The 15597-nt window shown below is 43.7% G+C and carries 12 protein-coding genes and 2 pseudogenes; 8 read left to right on the top strand and 6 right to left on the bottom strand.

Annotation, left to right across the window (positions count from 1 at the left end; all coding sequences use genetic code 11):
* Window positions 1-13 precede the first annotated feature (13 nt).
* From ACHUFN_RS06330 to ACHUFN_RS06320, 3 genes are read right to left on the bottom strand one after another with little or no spacing between them, the layout of a single operon-like run.
* A complete protein-coding gene (locus ACHUFN_RS06330; protein WP_394221461.1) occupies window positions 14-1627 on the bottom strand; it encodes an acyl-CoA carboxylase subunit beta in 1614 nt (537 codons plus the stop codon).
* A gap of 3 nt (window positions 1628-1630) precedes the next feature.
* A complete protein-coding gene (locus ACHUFN_RS06325; protein ID WP_394221602.1) occupies window positions 1631-2620 on the bottom strand; it encodes an NAD(P)H-dependent flavin oxidoreductase in 990 nt (329 codons plus the stop codon).
* 15 nt (window positions 2621-2635) lie between these two features.
* On the bottom strand, window positions 2636-3790 hold the full coding sequence (locus ACHUFN_RS06320; RefSeq protein WP_394221460.1) for an acyl-CoA dehydrogenase family protein: 1155 nt from the start codon (window positions 3788-3790) through the stop codon (window positions 2636-2638).
* A gap of 139 nt (window positions 3791-3929) precedes the next feature.
* Between ACHUFN_RS06320 and ACHUFN_RS06315 the strand changes: the two genes are divergently transcribed.
* Together ACHUFN_RS06315 and ACHUFN_RS06310 are read left to right on the top strand one after the other, a co-directional pair.
* Complete coding sequence (locus ACHUFN_RS06315; RefSeq protein ID WP_394221459.1) at window positions 3930-4910, top strand: GlxA family transcriptional regulator; 981 nt, start codon at window positions 3930-3932, stop codon at window positions 4908-4910.
* A 116-nt stretch (window positions 4911-5026) separates the two neighbouring features.
* The gene (locus tag ACHUFN_RS06310) at window positions 5027-5380 is read left to right on the top strand and encodes an RNA recognition motif domain-containing protein (protein ID WP_394221458.1); all 354 of its coding nucleotides are present in this window, start codon (window positions 5027-5029) and stop codon (window positions 5378-5380) included.
* A 1155-nt stretch (window positions 5381-6535) separates the two neighbouring features.
* Here ACHUFN_RS06310 and ACHUFN_RS06305 read toward each other — a convergent pair.
* The gene (locus tag ACHUFN_RS06305) at window positions 6536-7363 is read right to left on the bottom strand and encodes a hypothetical protein (protein ID WP_394221457.1); all 828 of its coding nucleotides are present in this window, start codon (window positions 7361-7363) and stop codon (window positions 6536-6538) included.
* Between the two features lie 197 nt (window positions 7364-7560).
* On the opposite strand from ACHUFN_RS06305, the pseudogene ACHUFN_RS06300 reads away from it, so the two are divergent.
* Window positions 7561-7890: pseudogene (locus tag ACHUFN_RS06300) on the top strand (transposase); the annotation flags it as partial.
* Between the two features lie 38 nt (window positions 7891-7928).
* On the opposite strand, the pseudogene ACHUFN_RS06295 reads toward ACHUFN_RS06300, so the two are convergent.
* Window positions 7929-8186, bottom strand: a pseudogene (locus ACHUFN_RS06295) (transposase); the annotation flags it as partial.
* A gap of 353 nt (window positions 8187-8539) precedes the next feature.
* The gene (locus ACHUFN_RS06290; RefSeq protein WP_394221456.1) at window positions 8540-10018 is read right to left on the bottom strand and encodes a serine hydrolase domain-containing protein; all 1479 of its coding nucleotides are present in this window, start codon (window positions 10016-10018) and stop codon (window positions 8540-8542) included.
* A gap of 513 nt (window positions 10019-10531) precedes the next feature.
* On the opposite strand from ACHUFN_RS06290, the gene ACHUFN_RS06285 reads away from it, so the two are divergent.
* From ACHUFN_RS06285 to ACHUFN_RS06265, 5 genes are all read left to right on the top strand, one after another.
* Window positions 10532-10675 carry a hypothetical protein gene (locus ACHUFN_RS06285; protein WP_394221455.1) on the top strand — a complete coding sequence of 48 codons (144 nt, stop codon included), beginning with the start codon at window positions 10532-10534 and terminating at the stop codon, window positions 10673-10675.
* Window positions 10672-10851 carry a hypothetical protein gene (locus ACHUFN_RS06280; protein ID WP_394221454.1) on the top strand — a complete coding sequence of 60 codons (180 nt, stop codon included), beginning with the start codon at window positions 10672-10674 and terminating at the stop codon, window positions 10849-10851. The genes ACHUFN_RS06285 and ACHUFN_RS06280 overlap by 4 nt, the downstream gene beginning before the upstream one ends.
* Window positions 10852-11100: 249 nt before the next feature.
* Complete coding sequence (locus ACHUFN_RS06275; RefSeq protein WP_394221453.1) at window positions 11101-12336, top strand: FG-GAP repeat protein; 1236 nt, start codon at window positions 11101-11103, stop codon at window positions 12334-12336.
* 699 nt (window positions 12337-13035) lie between these two features.
* Window positions 13036-14223: a dimethylsulfonioproprionate lyase family protein gene (locus ACHUFN_RS06270; RefSeq protein ID WP_394221452.1), complete on the top strand. Its 1188-nt coding sequence runs from the start codon at window positions 13036-13038 to the stop codon at window positions 14221-14223.
* A gap of 233 nt (window positions 14224-14456) precedes the next feature.
* A complete protein-coding gene (locus ACHUFN_RS06265) occupies window positions 14457-15488 on the top strand; it encodes an acyltransferase family protein (protein ID WP_394221450.1) in 1032 nt (343 codons plus the stop codon).
* The last annotated feature ends 109 nt before the right edge of the window (window positions 15489-15597 follow it).

Genomic DNA, 15597 nt, shown 5'->3' with positions numbered 1-15597 from the left:
GTCAAATTGAGGCTTATAGCCTGCCTACGCCAAAGCTAGTAGGGTGAAGTTGCTTCGTTTTAGCGTGCTGGCAAATAGAAAGAACGAAAGCAACAATAGAGCGGGTATCTCTTGGATCTATAATGCCGTCATCCCACAAGCGAGCAGAATTAGCGAGGGCACGTGATTTAGCTTCCATTACCGTGACGGTATGTTGCTCTAGTGCGGTGAGCTTTGCCTCATCTACGCTACCGCTTCGCATCATTTTGGCGTGAGCAACGGAGCGCAGCACGCTACCAGCTTGGGCAGGGCCCATCACGGCGACCACTGAGCGGGGCCATGAAAACATAAAGTCAGGCTCGATGCCCCGTCCAGCCATGGCGTAGTTCCCTGCGCCAAATGAACCCGCTAGTACGATGCTTATCTTGGGAACGGTAGCATTGGTAACTGCTTGAATGAGTTTTGCGCCGTGCTTAATAATGCCTGCGCGTTCAGACTCGGTGCCCACCAAGAAGCCGGTGGTGTTGTGTAAAAACAACAAAGGAGTGCCAGCTTGCTCACACAACTGGATAAATTGTGCTGCTTTCGCTGCGCCTTTCGCAGTAATAGGCGCATTGTTGCCTATAACGCCACACGGTTGCCCTTCAATGGCCATGTATCCGCACACGGTGCCCATATCAAACTCGGGTTTAACGTCAACAAAATCCGATTTATCAGCGATACGGGCAATGACTTCGCGCACATTAAAAGGGGTCTTGGCGTCTTTAGGAACGATGCCAAGCAATTCATCTGAAGTATAAACAGGGGCAACATCGCAAGGTGTTGTTGCTTCGGAAAAATCTTTATTCCAGTTCAACATCTCCGTAACTTCACGGGCAATGCGAATACCATCGGCATCGCTCTGAGCAATGAAATCTGCTACGCCAGAAACCTCACTGTGCATCTCTGCGCCACCTATTTCTTCGTCAGTGGCTATTTCCCCTGTTGCGGCTTTTAGTAAAGGCGGGCCTGCAAGGTACACTGTAGATTGATTGCGTATCATAATCACGTAGTCTGACAGTCCAGGCTGATACGCACCGCCTGCTGTGGCACTGCCATGAACAACCGTTATTTGCGGAATACCTGCGGCCGACAAGCGGGCCTGCATAGCGAAACCTGCTGCAGAGAACCCAAACCAATCACCCAGCGAAGTAAGGTCGCCGCCACCGCTTTGCGATAACGCTATCACCGGTAATTTTTGCTGAAGTGCAACGTGATACAAGCGCAGCCGCTTTTTGCTACCAAGTTCGGTTATGCTGCCACCTTTAGTGAGGTAGTCATCAACCATAACAATACAGCGAGTGTTAGCGACATAACCAATGCCGGCTATTACTCCACCACCGGCAGCACTGCCGTCTTTGTCGCCTTCTTGCAGATATCCACATAATGTTGAAAGGGGAAGAAACGGCATGTTGGGGTCAAGCAGTAAGGCCAGTCGATTGCGTGGTGACAGTAGCCCTTTTTCTTCGTAACGCGGTGCTTTTTCTTGCGCGTTTCGAATGACGTTTTGCTCGATAGTGCGAAATTCGGCAACGGCGTCTTCCATAGCGGCGTAATTGTTACTAAACGATGTACTTTTAACGTCAACAGTAGAGTGAAGAATGGCCATGACTTAGCTTCCTGCTTGCGCGGATTGATATTCCGCAACGTGATTAAACAATGGCGTTGTGGCCGCTTTATTGTATTCACCTTCAAGTTGTTCTATCAGGCTATGTACTGATATCACTGAGCGAATACCACTTACGCCATGCCCTGCGCTCCACATATCTTTCCACGCGTTACTGCCGCCTAAGTCTAAGTCGACATTATCTTTACCCTCAATCGACGCTAAGTCTACGCCAGCTCGAGTTACAGAGGGTTTTAAGAAGTGGCATTTGACGCCAGTGAAGGTGTCAGTAAACACAAGGTCGTTTACGTTGGCGTTGACCAACATGGTTTTGTAATCAGGGTCAACTTCGGCTTCGTTCGTTGCTATAAAGCGTGTGCCCATATAGCTGTAATTAGCGCCTAAAATCTCTGCGGCTCTAATTCCGTAACCATCATTAATAGCGCCAGCAAGTACCAGTGGGCCTTGCCAAAACTCTCTCACTTCACGCAGAAGCGCGAAAGGGTTTACCTCTCCTGCGTGCCCGCCAGCACCAGCGGCAACTAAGATTAGGCCGTCTGCGCCAGCTTCAATGGCTTTTCTCGCGTGGGCTACAGTTATTACGTCGTGAAAGACAATACCCCCCCACTGATGGACTGCATCAATAACAGGTTTAGGGTTACCTTGGCTGGTAATAACAAACGGCACTTTATGCTTTTTGACTATCTCGAAGTCGGCATGAAGGCGCTTGTTCGAGGCGTGCACCACCAGATTCACAGCGTACGGCGCCACTTTTGCTGCTGGGTTAGTTCGTTTTTCTTCATCTAAGGCTGCGGTGATGGTGGTCAACCATTCATCTAACGCTGCTTGAGTGCGAGTATTAAAGGCGGGAAAACTACCTACAACGCCATTTTTACACGCGTTAATCACTAAGTTTGGGCTAGAAACTAAAAACATGGGGGCGCAAATTACGGGTAGCCGCATATTTTTGTTCAGCATATCTTGAACTGTTTTCATCATAAAAATACGTCGCTATCTACGTTTTGGGAAAATGTCCATGTACTTTGCAATAATCCCGAGCATCATTTCGTCGCTTCCGCCTGCAATAGATAGGATTCGGGTATCGCGATATGCACGCGCAACAGGGTTGTCCCACATAAACCCCATACCGCCCCAATACTGAAGGCAGCCATCGGTAACCTGTCGCCATAATCGGCCGCTTTTCAGTTTTGCAATTGACGCCAAGTAAGTAGCATCTTTTCCTTCAATATGATCCTGACAAGCCTGCCACGTTAAAGCGCGTAGAGCCTCAATTTCACTTTGCAATTCAGCTAATTTGAAATGGACGGTTTGGTTGTTGATAACAGGCTGACCAAATGTGTGTCGGTCTTTTGCCCACTCGATAGTGTCGCTTATAATGCGTTCCATTCCTTTCAGCGCACTGGCTGCTGCATACATGCGCTCTTCTTGGAATTGCATCATTTGCATAGTGAAGCCTTTGTTTTCATCTCCAATTAAAAAGCGCTTTGGAACGCGTACGTCATCGAAGAAAATTTGGCCAGTGTCGCTGGCGCGCATACCCAGTTTGTTTAACGGCTTTGAAATGGTTATGCCTGGGGTGTTAAGTGGTACAATAATTAATGATTTATTAGCGTGCACTTGCCCGTCGCTTGTGTTCGCTAACAAGCAAACCCAGTCTGCTTGGGTGGCATTCGTGATCCACATTTTTGTGCCGTTAATAATGAAGTCGTCACCATCTGTACGGGCTGTGGTTTTTAAGCCTGCAACATCTGACCCCGCTCCAGGTTCACTCACTCCAATACATGCAACCATGTCACCGGCAATAGCGGGCGCTAAAAATTCACGTTTTAGTTCATCACTGCCAAAGCGCGCTAGGGCAGGGGTGGCCATATCGGTTTGAACGCCGATAGCCATAGGAATAGAGCCGCCATACGCTCGACCTATTTCTTCAGCAAATACCAGATTGTAACTGTAATCTAAACCCGCGCCGCCGTAGGTCTCTGGCTTTTGTATACCTAATAGGCCTAAATTCCCCATTTTTTTAAACAGGCTATGAAGGGGAGCAATGCCTTCGTGCTCCCATTCATCAATGAAAGGGTCCATCTCTTGATTTACAAAATCGTGAACGGTTTTTCTAAGCGCGTTGTGCTCTTCAGTAAATTGCATTTTTCTATCTCTACGAAATTGTGACTAACTTCATAGTAATTTTGTGAAAATAATGTTAACAGTGTGAGTTGGGACATTTGATTGGCCAATCGGGCCAAAGTGGCGAGATCAAAATAGCGAGCTTGAACAGGGAAAGACCATGCTTAAACACGTAACCTTATATGCCAGCGAAAACACCATGGGGCTTAGCATGGGCTTAACCCATGACGTGCTGAAATTTGCGTCAGACCTTCAGCATAAACTGCTAGGAAACGCGATAACGGTAAAGCTAGTGACAATAGACGGTAATCCTACGACAACGTTTAGTGGCCTTGCGATTACCCCAGACTGTGCGTTGGCAGATATTGATGAGACTGACTTGGTAATACTGCACAGTGTGTGGGGTGACATGGAACCATTACTGGCACAACAAGCCGCTCTATACCCAAAGCTACGGCAGTGGCATGGCAAAGGTATTCCAATAATGGCGGCAGCCACCGGCGCTTTTTTTCTCGCACAGGCAGGGCTGCTAAACGAGAGAATGGGCACCACTCACTGGCATAAACAATCACACTTTGCGCGAGCTTTTCCCAAAGTAAACCTTAGGTCTGACAGATTCATTACTGCCACGGGTGAGCTGTATTGTTCTGCAGGGCTAAATGCTGCGTTAGAAATAATTGTCTTTCTAATATCGCGTTTGTCGTGCAAAGCGGTGGGGGAGGCTATAGAGCAGGCGTTTCTGGTAGACTTTCGCCGTGGTGTTACGTCAGAAGCAACGTCGCTCAACCACCAAACCTATCATCAAGACGACGATATTTTAAATATTCAGCAGTGGTTAGAGATACACTTTGCAGAAAAAGTGACGATAGGTGAAATGGCGGCGCGCATCAATATGACCGAACGCACTTTTAAACGCAGGTTTAAAGAGGCTACGGGGGAAACTCCTCTTGGCTACATTCAACAACTTAGAATAGAGCAGGGGAAAGAGTTTCTTAAACACAGCGATAAGAGTGCAGAAGAAATTGCATGGGCAGTGGGCTATCAAGACCCCGGGCATTTTAATCGGCTTTTTAAACGAACTTTTGGGATGAATGTTTCATGCTGGCGAGATACTTATCAGCAAACAACGACTAGGCGTTAATGTAGTTCAGGGCGCTTGTTCAGCAATAACCGGTGAGCGGTTAATACCCCTATTAAACATGCTGCTGCGTGCTACAATAGGTACAGTGCAAACCACCTTAAAGCAGAGCCAAAACCTTGAGTATATTAGTTCGAAACTTACCAAAGACATTCACAAAAGAAGACCTTGAAGACTTGTTTTTTGAATTTGGCACCATAGCATCATGTGACCTTGTAATGGATGATGCCACGGGCTTATCGAAAGGCTTCGGCTTCGTTGAAATGAGCATGCAAGACGAAACCGACAACGCTATTAAAACACTCAATGCGAAAGTCGTAGACGGTAAGAAAATTCGCGTGAAGTGGTCAAACCAAGAAAAGAAACAAGCTGTTGCCTTCGAGCAAACACCAGCGCCTCGCCGAGAGATTCCAGACGATGTGTGGGGAACTGTAAATCGCAGTGAAGTAGACAGCAAAAACGATAGCGATTAATCGTGTTTGTTGATGGTTTTGGGATTTTGGGGCAGGTTAGTTAATATTCCCTTAAGAAGCGCATTTTCTTTAGGTGGCGTTGGCTGTCTTAGCGTGAGCAGGGCATAGAGCTGGCAACGTGAGGTATGAACTTAAGAAACCCTATACAGACGGAACTTCACATGTATTTTTTCACCGATTGATTTCATAAGTAAACTAGCAGCATTGGTGCCACCGCCTAGACTCAACCTTACTCGGTTCTGGTGACCGGCGCAGTATGGGGTGTTTGCGCCAAACAGCAATTTACGTGTGGAGGTCACGGCTTCAAAGCGTGGTAAGAACAGCCCTAGTTTAGCAGAACATCTCAAAGATTCAGATAAACCCTACCACGCTCGCAGTATGTCGTGGGCGCAGAGGCTCAACCGTGTATTCAACATCGATATTACCGAGTGTGAGTCTTGTGAAAGACCAACGTCAAAATTATCGCTTGTATTACCGACCCAACGATCATCTACAAGATAATAATGCATTTATACAAATTAGACTCTCCAATAATTGTCGAGCCCCGCCAGTTTTCGAACCCGTACAAACCTCTATGATTGACGACTACACCATCCAACGAGATTTTGACTTAGGTGCATAAATTACAAAACATGCGAGAGCTTGAGCATGCAATATGTGGAGGCAAGAACTTCCACAAATCTCATTTCGAATTTCAGTACCACAGTTCAGTTCACTTACTTATCTTGACGACAACTCATTTCATATTTTCAAAACACCTATCAGGAAGACGTACAACCAGACTCAAATACAGCTGCCATTATGCCTAGCCTTCAGCGTTAATGTTTTTTATACTCGGATAAAACTATGTCGCCAATAGTACCGAATACCACCGCCATCCCTAATATTGCTCAAAGTGCTTCCAACTTTGCGTCTCCTTTGCTCTTCCACTTTCAACTTACTGTTTAAAGTTATCGAATCAGCACTCAATTAAAGAGTAATAATGTCACAAAAAATTCTTTTACTTTGAATGGTTTTGAGAGGTTAGTCAATTATGGGTGGTGTTCGCGTCGGGTGAACGAGGGAACGCTTGTTTATGCAAATTTAATGGTGGATGTGAGGTGACAGAAAGCCCCAAAAATAATGGAGCTTTAAAATTGGATAGTCTAAAAGTGACTATCTAGCAATATAGCAGATTCTTTGCACCCTTGTATATCCAATTGGTCCAGTATAGCCAGATGTACAAGTTGTTGTGGGTACGGACTGAGAGTAGTCTACAATAAACGCCGTAATTGCGGTTTCGATTGCTGCTCTTTTACTATATTCATTAGGGTCAGTTGTATCAGCAGTAGCGGGGTACTCTACCGCCCAACCACCATCAATGCGAGTGAAAGTTACGCCTTTTACCTCTTCCACTATTTTATCTTCCACAACAACTTGAAATGATACGGGGTATCCATTTTCTGAACGCAGTATTTGGTAAGGTGAGTTTTGTGCGTTTTTATTATCTGAAATAAAGTCGAAAATAGTGTCAATAACCCTTGATCCGGTCTGTACTATTGCGGAGTTTACAAAGGTATTGAAGTAATCACTTTCTCGATCTTCTCTAACTTTTGCTTTGCCCGCGCCAGATTTACTCGCTTTCACTATGCTATCGCTGCCCAATGGCTGAATTGCTTCATCAGATTCCTGTGCTAATTGCAAGGAGGCGCTGCGAATTAAACTAAGGCTGGTATAACAGTCCTCACAGGGAGCTATATCTACATAACGATAGCCTTGTTTATCACGCGCCGCTCTAATGTATTCTTTAAAAACATAGGTGTCAGAGTGGCCTGAGTCGTTATATATCAAAAAGCGTGGAAACCCAGTTTCCCCTGTGATGTCAACTCTAATTTCTTGCCCGGTAGAGAGCTCAAAGTAAAGGGTATCTTGAATACGATTTGCGTTTGCGTTGCACGAGAGTGTTACAAAGAAGGTTAATATTACCAATCTAAAAAATGTCATTATGTTTCCCTACGTAAAATTAAATTGAGCACTCAATGCCCACTAAAATAGTATTTTGTATTTTAGGGAGTGTAAACCCCAAAAAACTAGTGGCATACCTTTTTAGAATTCTCCGTCGCACACTGAGCCAAGAAGGAGAACTCCTTATGGAAAAGTCCCGATACACAGAAACGCAGATCGTAAAGATCTAGAAGGAAGTGGAAGCCGGTAGGTTGGTCAAAGAAGTCTGCAGTGAATACGGCATTTCTGATGCCACCTACTACAACTGGAAAGCTAATACGGTGGTGTGGAGGCGTCGGACATCAAGCGCCTCAAAGAGCTTGAGGACGAGAAAGGGCGGCTGAAGTCGATGTTTGCCGATCTCAGCCTGAAACACCGGATACTCAAAGATATCGTTGAAAAAAAGCTGTAAAGGCAGCGATCATACGTCACTTGTGAATTATGCGCGAGAGCAGCATGGTGCCAGTTTGCGGATGGAGTGTCGCGAAGTTGGCATCAGTGACTCGGTTTATCGGTTTCAGCAGGAAAAAGCGCGCTACAGGCTTTCTTGCTGCTGGCGTCACCACTTTTTTGAAAGCAAACCCTTCATTGCTTCAACTTCCAAAATTTTGTCTGCCAGCATCTTTTTCAGCTTATTGTTCTCCAACTCTAATTCTTTGAGCCGCTTAGCCTCGTTGACTTCCATGCCCGCATATTTGCTTCGCCAGTTATAAAACGTACCGGACGATATACCCATTTCACGGCATATGTCGTCTACCTTGGCACCAGCTTCATGCTGCTTAATTGCCTTGATGATTTGCTCTTCGCTGTAACGTTTTGTCATGTTGAGATTTTTATCGTCTCCAGTTTATTGGAAATCTTTTCAAAGTCATGGTGTTACTTTTGAGGGAAAGGTCACTGGCTAACAATCAAAATTGCATGAAAGAGGTCTATAGTGATTGGGAAGTAGATGACATTACCTATGAGGTTAATGTTTTTAGACTTAGAACGGCTATACCTGAACCTGGTAGCCTTGCTCTCATCAGGATAGGCGTAAAGATGCATGAATTGCGAAAACGAGCCGAAAAGAATAATCAACTAGATAAGTATTGAGTTATTTTTAGCTGATGTGGGCTTCTAGGTCAAATTGAAGAAAGACCATATGACGCACTTTCTAGGTTACTAGCTCAAAACCTGTTAGTTGGCCTTCCTAAAGTAATACTCTCGATATTTAAGATATTGCTGTTTGTTGGAGGCTTCCATAAACACAATTTCTTCATTACGGCCGGGTACAAATTCAATGCTAAGCTCGTTTGGTTGCTCTCCGTTTAACAACGTACTTCGTAAATTACCCCAAGCTAAGTGAAAACTTCCGTCTTCTTTTTGGCTTACGGCAATCTTTCCCAAAGTATCGTGAACAAAGTTGCCGGCAAATTGCGTATCTAAATTATTGTTTTTAACTGGCGCAATGAGGGTTTTATTTTCGTAAAACTTTTTGGCGGCATCTTGTGCATACAATTGACGCTTTTCAACTAAGCTTCTAATCTCTTCTTCCGGCTTGTTTAATGCAATTGCGTATACAATTTTCTCAAGTGCATATGCCAAGTCACCTCCCCATTTATCTTGGTTGCTCAATACTACTAAGCCAACTTTTTGATTGGGTATAAAAGACACATAGGTACTTGCCCCTGCATAACCTCCTCGGTGCTCTAAAATACGTTCGCCAAAAATGTCGCGTAAAAACCACCCCCATCCATACTCTTGTTTAGACCCAAACATTGTGTGGCTGACTAAAGACTGATGAGATTTCTCTATTACCGCTTCTGGAAAGACTTGTTTTCCATTGAACTTGCCTTTGTTGACCTGCATGCGCACAAAATTTGCTAGATCTTTGGCTGTTGTGATTATGCCGCCTGCTGACTGCATACTGTCGTCAGTCTTAGTCAAATATACAGGTTCGGTTGGTTCGTGTGATTTCACCGAGTAACCGCGAGCAAGTAACCAATCGTTTTTCTTTGCATCGCTTATTCTGGCTGATGTGCGAAACATATTAAGCGGTGAGAAAATATTGTCTGCGAGTTGAGTTTGCCAGTTAGTTTCAAATGTATTGTCCATCCAGTGGCTGACAATATTGTAACCTACATTGGTGTAGTGGAATGTGCCCAGGGGAGCATTAGGGTTGATGTATGACTCTTGAATAATTCTTGAGAGCAAATCGTTGTCATGCTGCCCGGTATACGCAGTAACTTGAACAAGAGGCCAATTGTCTATTCCACTGGTATGGCGAAGCAGATCTTTAATAGTTACTCGGTCGCTTTGAAGTGCTGGCTGAAATGGAACAGCTGGGAACATACTGTGAAGTGTTCTTTGGGTATCAACTTTACCTTTATGCTCTAAAAGTAAAGTGTTCAACGCAAAGAAAGCTTTAGTGATGGATGCAATGTAAAACACCGTATTTTGATCAACAGGAGTTTGCTGTTGAATGTCTGCATAGCCAAAATAGCCTTCGTAAACAATTTCATCATCTTTTATCACCGCAACAGCAGTACCAGAATTGAGCTGGATTATTTCTTTGTTTTTGCGAATGTAGTCATCTACTTCACTAAATGAATTTGCCATCGATGAAGTTGACACTAAAGTAGTCAACAGAGAAAAGAATATTGCAGCCTTTTTCATTTTTTTCCTTAAATTTTATATCTGGCTTTTTACGGCTGAAAAACAACGTTATCCAAATCAGAAGACTGAAATAGTTTATCGAAATACAAGCTCACTTTAAGTGCTAAAAACTTCAATGCAGCGTGCTCGGTAATACACACTTTCCATTACCATCAATTTCTTTACTGGTTGCCAAAGGACATATGGAAAAAATAGGGCTGTAATTAAAGCTGAAATTCCAGTCATGTGGCTGACGTTCCGCTGTCATTTTTTTTCAATTATGTCTCATACTAACACTACTTTTTTGAAAAAAGCTTTATTAGTTTTCAACCAATATTTATCAAAAAAATTAGGCGTAATTTATTACGTTGGCCCCAGTATTATCATGCGGTGCGAATATTTTTCTTTTTTCTCACTAAATAAAGAGTTTGCTAAAAAACTTTTTAGTTGAAGAAGGTTTGCAACTTATTCTTTCACCTCTTTTTCACATCTATTGGATTATGTTTCACGCATCAAACTGTCAGAGAATGTGCTATGAAAAAGATATCCTTGTTAGACGTGCTATTTATACTTAACGGATGCGGTGAAATTGGAGGATGGATTCATGAAGATGTTGATCAAGAGTTCGTGCAACGAACGTTCACTCCTCAACAGGTTGCAGAGGTAATTACTACTTGATTGATACTATGGAAGCGAGACACCCTATTTTCAAAGAGCTAGCAGATGTAGAAGCGTTGAAAGCACTAGCTAGTGAACTTAAGTCAAACGCATTATTGCCTATGACACGCAGGCAAGTATTCAATCATATCGGTCAGCTGACGCCGCTTTTCAGAGACAGGCACTCCATAACTTAGCTGATAACGAAGATGGAGCGATAAACTCTTATCAAGGTATTTTGAAAACCATTCCTGCAGAATGTTTATTTGAGATGAAACATGTTTACCTTCATCTGTCTTTTTTTAACTGTAATCTGACGTTGCCCTACATACTGTATGAAAAATTAATGTAGATTGCTATTAGGGAAAAATGATCAAGCGTGGCAATGCTCCCTCCTAATTGAAAGAAAAAATATCTGTTAAGGTTTTTAGTATGGAAGGAAACAGATGAGATTAAGTTTAATTCGTAAAATTTGTATCAACTTGGCCTTAACGGTTGTGACTATCAAATGTTTTGCTAGTCAGACAATTATTTTAGCGAAGGATAGCGAAGCGTTCGATAATTTTGGTTACAGCGCTGTGGTAGATGGAAATACGTTACTGGTAGGGGCTTATAAAGCTGATATTGAAGGGGTGGCAGATGCTGGTGCAGCATACGTTTACGTACTTGGTGACCATGGCTGGACGCAAGAAGCTAAACTGGTAGCAAACCCACATTTCGCAGAAGATACATTGGGTGGAAACGTAGCACTGAGCAAAGATACTGCAATGTTGGGTGTGATGATGAGGGATGACAAGGGGAAGGACTCAGGGGCAGTTATTGCGTTTGAACGTGATAAAAAGGTTTGGGCCCAAACACAGATAATTACAGCACCTGACGCAAATGCTGGGGATGCGTTTGGCCAAAGTATATCGCTTACAGATAAATATCTTGTTGTTGGGGCTCCTAAAAACGACACGCTTGGTAACGACGCTGGGGCTGCTTACATATTTAAACGAGAGCAAAATGCGTGGCGTTATCAGGCTAAAATTGTTGCCAGCGATGGCTTAGCGGGGGATTTATTTGGTGTTAGTGTGGCCATTGACGATGACACTATTATTGTCGGTGCTGATTTGCATGACGAGATAGCGGAAAATGCTGGAGCTGTTTATGTTTTTAGATTAAGCGACAGTCAATGGAAGCAAGAAGCTAAGCTGGTGGCAGCCGATGGTGGAAAGACCGATATATTTGGTGTGAGAGTTGCTATCTCTGAAGACATCGCGATAGTGTCGGCGCGACGAGATGATGTTGAAGGGATTGGTGTTGATGCGGGTTCCGCCTATATTTTTGAGCGCAGTGGCACGACATGGGCGCAAAAAGCCAAATTGACATCGCCAGATGGCAAAGCTGACGACCGATTTGGGCGAGGTGTAGCCTTAGATGGAAATATGGCCATTATAAGCGCCATGAACCATGATGCTAATGGTGCCGATACTGGGGCAATTTATGTTTTCAAGAATACGGCCGAGGGCTGGAGTTTTAATTCGAAAATTACTGCAAAATTGAGCCTTCCTAATGATAGGTTTGGCTGGAATGTGGATTTGTCTGGAGACTTGGCAGTGATTGCTTCACCACATCACGATGGCTCAGGCGAGGATTCAGGTGCTATTTTTGTGCAAACCTTAAGTAACACTTCTAAATAGAATAGTTATTTGTGGAGCTCTGGGGGGGGAGTTTTTTACGTTTGCGCTTGCTTTACCTCATCGAGCCTAGCTGCTATTTCAGTCCCTGAACCTGCTGGTGTAGGTTTAATCGCTTTTGCTCTATTAATGTCTCGCAGGCTTATTAAGAAATGACAAATGAAAAGGTTTAATTCCAAAACAGTGTCGAAACTAAAATGATTAGTTTATGTCTAGAGTAATTAGTAAGCAAAAAAGGATTGGGCGTTTATGCAGAGTAAAAAGAAAACTATAAAGAATAGGCTAACTCTTGTATCTATGTTTAGCTCGCTTGCGTTGATGCTTACTGGTTGTACAAGTTCTGATCCAGAGTCTTTTGGGGAGCTTAGTAGGCAAGAGTGCATCAGCCTTTTAGCGCAAGGGATTTACTGTCAAGATGGCATATATTCATTGAGTGATTCGCAAGTGCACGAAGAGTACTTTGAGCAACTACAACCCATTTACCGGCGCTCGAGCATTTTAGAAATTGAATCGGAAGATTTTAATCGAGGCCGATGAGCGTTAGCCATCGCTCGATTTTGTAAACGCTATTGTTTGAATTTTAACATTTGAATTTAAACGCGCTGCCAAGGCGGGTAGCGTTCGTCTTTGGCTTGATCCTACCAATCGCTTCCCCGTATTGATATCACAGTAATTGCATGTGAACTTGCGACGGGAATTGCCATGAATAAATACGTTAAACGCTATGCAGTGGGAGCGCATTTGCTGCTGTTTTCATCATTAAGTGCTGCAGCAAATTTTGTATGCGATGACAACATCGATACCAGCACGCGAGCAGCAAAACAATCGCAAGTGTTATGGCAACAGACTCTGAGTTATTTGGAAGGAGTAAAAGAGATCCTCACCAAAAATCAAGGGTGTGAGGTGGGCCCATTGGCAATTACTGAAACGAATAACGGCAGCGATAACATTGCCAGAGACTGCACTGCCGACTATCACGATATACAAAAAGTGATTAAGCATGTGAGCCTGGTATTGGCCCATCCCGAAGCTGCAAAAGCCTGCTTCGACAGCCAAAAAAATTATGACGCGCTAGATTTATATACCGCCAATGAGCAGATAAAAACAACCTCAAAAGTGGCAGGCTGGCTCGACAGACCTACCTTAACAGAATTCTACAATAAGAAGACTGGTGACTTGAAAGAGGCGGGGTTAACCCTAGCCAATGAGTTCTGGCCAATTGTAACAAACAGCCAGATGCCAGATTATTTAAGTGCCGACATTACCGCTAACGCATTGCCGGAATTATGGGCCGCTGTTGGGTGGCTGCCTTTCTACGCCGATGCAGAAAAAGCTCACAATGCTCGTTTTCGTGGTGGTTACACTTACGCCGAGGTTATGGGGCCGTGGGGGCTGCTGCGTATTAAGTCAATTGACGGCGAAACGGTGGGCGCAGAAATTGGTATGACTATACAGCTTCAAGATACCTTCTACCCTTATCACTACCATCACCCTCAAGAGTTTTATTTGCCATTAACGGCGCCGTCTTGTGGAACGGAAAATCGCTTTTTTGCTGCGCACACCGATAGTGCTTTGTTCGAACATAATCACGAAGACAACTCATTTATTGTTGATGCTCACGAAGATACCGATCTGCCCAGCTGGTTTATTCAAAAATCGCCTAATGGCAATAATTTTACCTATTTTGAGCGCAATACCATTCATGCGTTTGAAGTAGCTAAAGGCTGTAGCGACGTCGTGTCTGGTATGGTGTCGGTGTGGGGGCGAACTACTGCGCGTGACAATGTGCAAACCACCGAGATTTGCGAGGTGATAGATCAACAAGGTGGCGAGCGTACCGCCGAAGCGCATTCGCGCTACCGCTGTACACCTTCAAAGTGGGAGTATTAGCACAGTAAAGTGCTCACCCTCGTATACCACTACATAACGCCTTTTAGGGAATAGCTAATAGGCGTTAGTGTGCCTTATAAAACGAAACAGCCCTTAAAGCAATTCCCAAATTCATTGCCATATTGGTATTATTCCTTGTATTCAATAGCTTGACGCTAACTCAGCACTACTGCAATTTGCCCCCGGGAATGACCACGGGCGTTTGTGCCTGACAATACAAGGAACATCAGTTTTTGGAAATTAGGAAACTTAATTCACTCAGAGCATTAGCGGCGCTCATCGTTTTCTTCACTCATTTTAGCGATGTAACGAATTGGCTTGGAGGGACTTTGGGGGGTGGCGCTGGGGCATACGGTGTCATGCTGTTTTTCTTGTTAAGTGGTTTTTTGATGTCTTACCTTTATTTGCATAAAGACTTCAATCAAACCACCGTTATGCATTATTTTTTGGCAAGGGTAGGAAGAGTATTACCGCTGTACTTGCTGGTGGTGTTTAGCTCATATTTATTGTCTTCTTCTGGGAATGACAGTCTTTACAACATTCCTGATACAAATACCCTGCTAGGCCACTTATTTTTTATTTACGGTGAGAGCGTGTTGTGGTCGATTCCACCTGAGATTCAGTTCTATTTTATTTTCACTATTTTTTGGGCGCTTGCGAAGAACAGAGCAGGATACATCTACCTTTCTATAGTGGCCGTAATGATTCTGTTGTTTCTAACTAATTTCCCCAGAATTTATGGAGATATTAACGGTATCCCATTCAATGAGTTCAGTGTTTTAAGAACACTACCATTCTTTTTTGTCGGCGCTATTTTGGGCATGCAATATCGCAGTCTAAATATACCAGCGTACCTGCAAAAACATGGGTTCTTACTTACGCTTTTTTTAATACCTTTGATGTACCCAGAGTTTAGTCCAGTAGCCACGGCCGATAAGTCAAGAATGTGGTTGAGCTATGAAGTGCTTTTGGTCATGAGTACGGTTTTCTTTTGTACAGTGTTTTTGGTTCCAGATCACAATGTATTGTTAGCTAATCGATTTGGTGATTTTATCGGGAAGATATCGTATTCGTTATACTTATTACATCTGCCAATAATCACGAAAGTGAATCAGTGGCAGTTACCCGTTGAGATTAAATTGTTACTTTCTTTCGGCTTAAGTGTGATTGCAGCTTATCTATCATATCGGTTCTTCGAAAAACCTATAGCACTTGCCATACGAAAAATGGCACCCAGCAAGCGAGTTCCCATAACCGCCAATTGATGCAAATCTTAGGGCCGACATTACTGGCCCTATGCCATTTCTTTAATTAAAAAATAAACAATTTTCTTGACTTTAAACTGTTCAATATATAGAACGTTCTTTAAATGGA

Origin of the sequence: Alteromonas gracilis, assembly GCF_043642145.1 — a bacterium.
In the GTDB taxonomy this organism is placed as follows: Bacteria; Pseudomonadota; Gammaproteobacteria; order Enterobacterales; family Alteromonadaceae; genus Alteromonas; species Alteromonas gracilis_B.
Note: the sequence above shows the minus strand (reverse complement) of the source record. Positions and strands in the feature narration are given on the sequence as shown.

Excerpts from the sequence above, each read along its gene's own strand:
- ACHUFN_RS06285 (WP_394221455.1), top strand. The coding sequence starts at position 10,532 with ATGAAAAAGATATCCTTGTTAGACGTGCTATTTATACTTAACGGATGC.
- ACHUFN_RS06305 (WP_394221457.1), bottom strand. The coding sequence starts at position 7,363 with ATGACATTTTTTAGATTGGTAATATTAACCTTCTTTGTAACACTCTCG.
- ACHUFN_RS06275 (WP_394221453.1), top strand. The coding sequence starts at position 11,101 with ATGAGATTAAGTTTAATTCGTAAAATTTGTATCAACTTGGCCTTAACG.
- ACHUFN_RS06320 (WP_394221460.1), bottom strand. The coding sequence starts at position 3,790 with ATGCAATTTACTGAAGAGCACAACGCGCTTAGAAAAACCGTTCACGAT.
- ACHUFN_RS06270 (WP_394221452.1), top strand. The coding sequence starts at position 13,036 with ATGAATAAATACGTTAAACGCTATGCAGTGGGAGCGCATTTGCTGCTG.
- ACHUFN_RS06330 (WP_394221461.1), bottom strand. The coding sequence starts at position 1,627 with ATGGCCATTCTTCACTCTACTGTTGACGTTAAAAGTACATCGTTTAGT.
- ACHUFN_RS06290 (WP_394221456.1), bottom strand. The coding sequence starts at position 10,018 with ATGAAAAAGGCTGCAATATTCTTTTCTCTGTTGACTACTTTAGTGTCA.
- ACHUFN_RS06325 (WP_394221602.1), bottom strand. The coding sequence starts at position 2,620 with ATGAAAACAGTTCAAGATATGCTGAACAAAAATATGCGGCTACCCGTA.
- ACHUFN_RS06315 (WP_394221459.1), top strand. The coding sequence starts at position 3,930 with ATGCTTAAACACGTAACCTTATATGCCAGCGAAAACACCATGGGGCTT.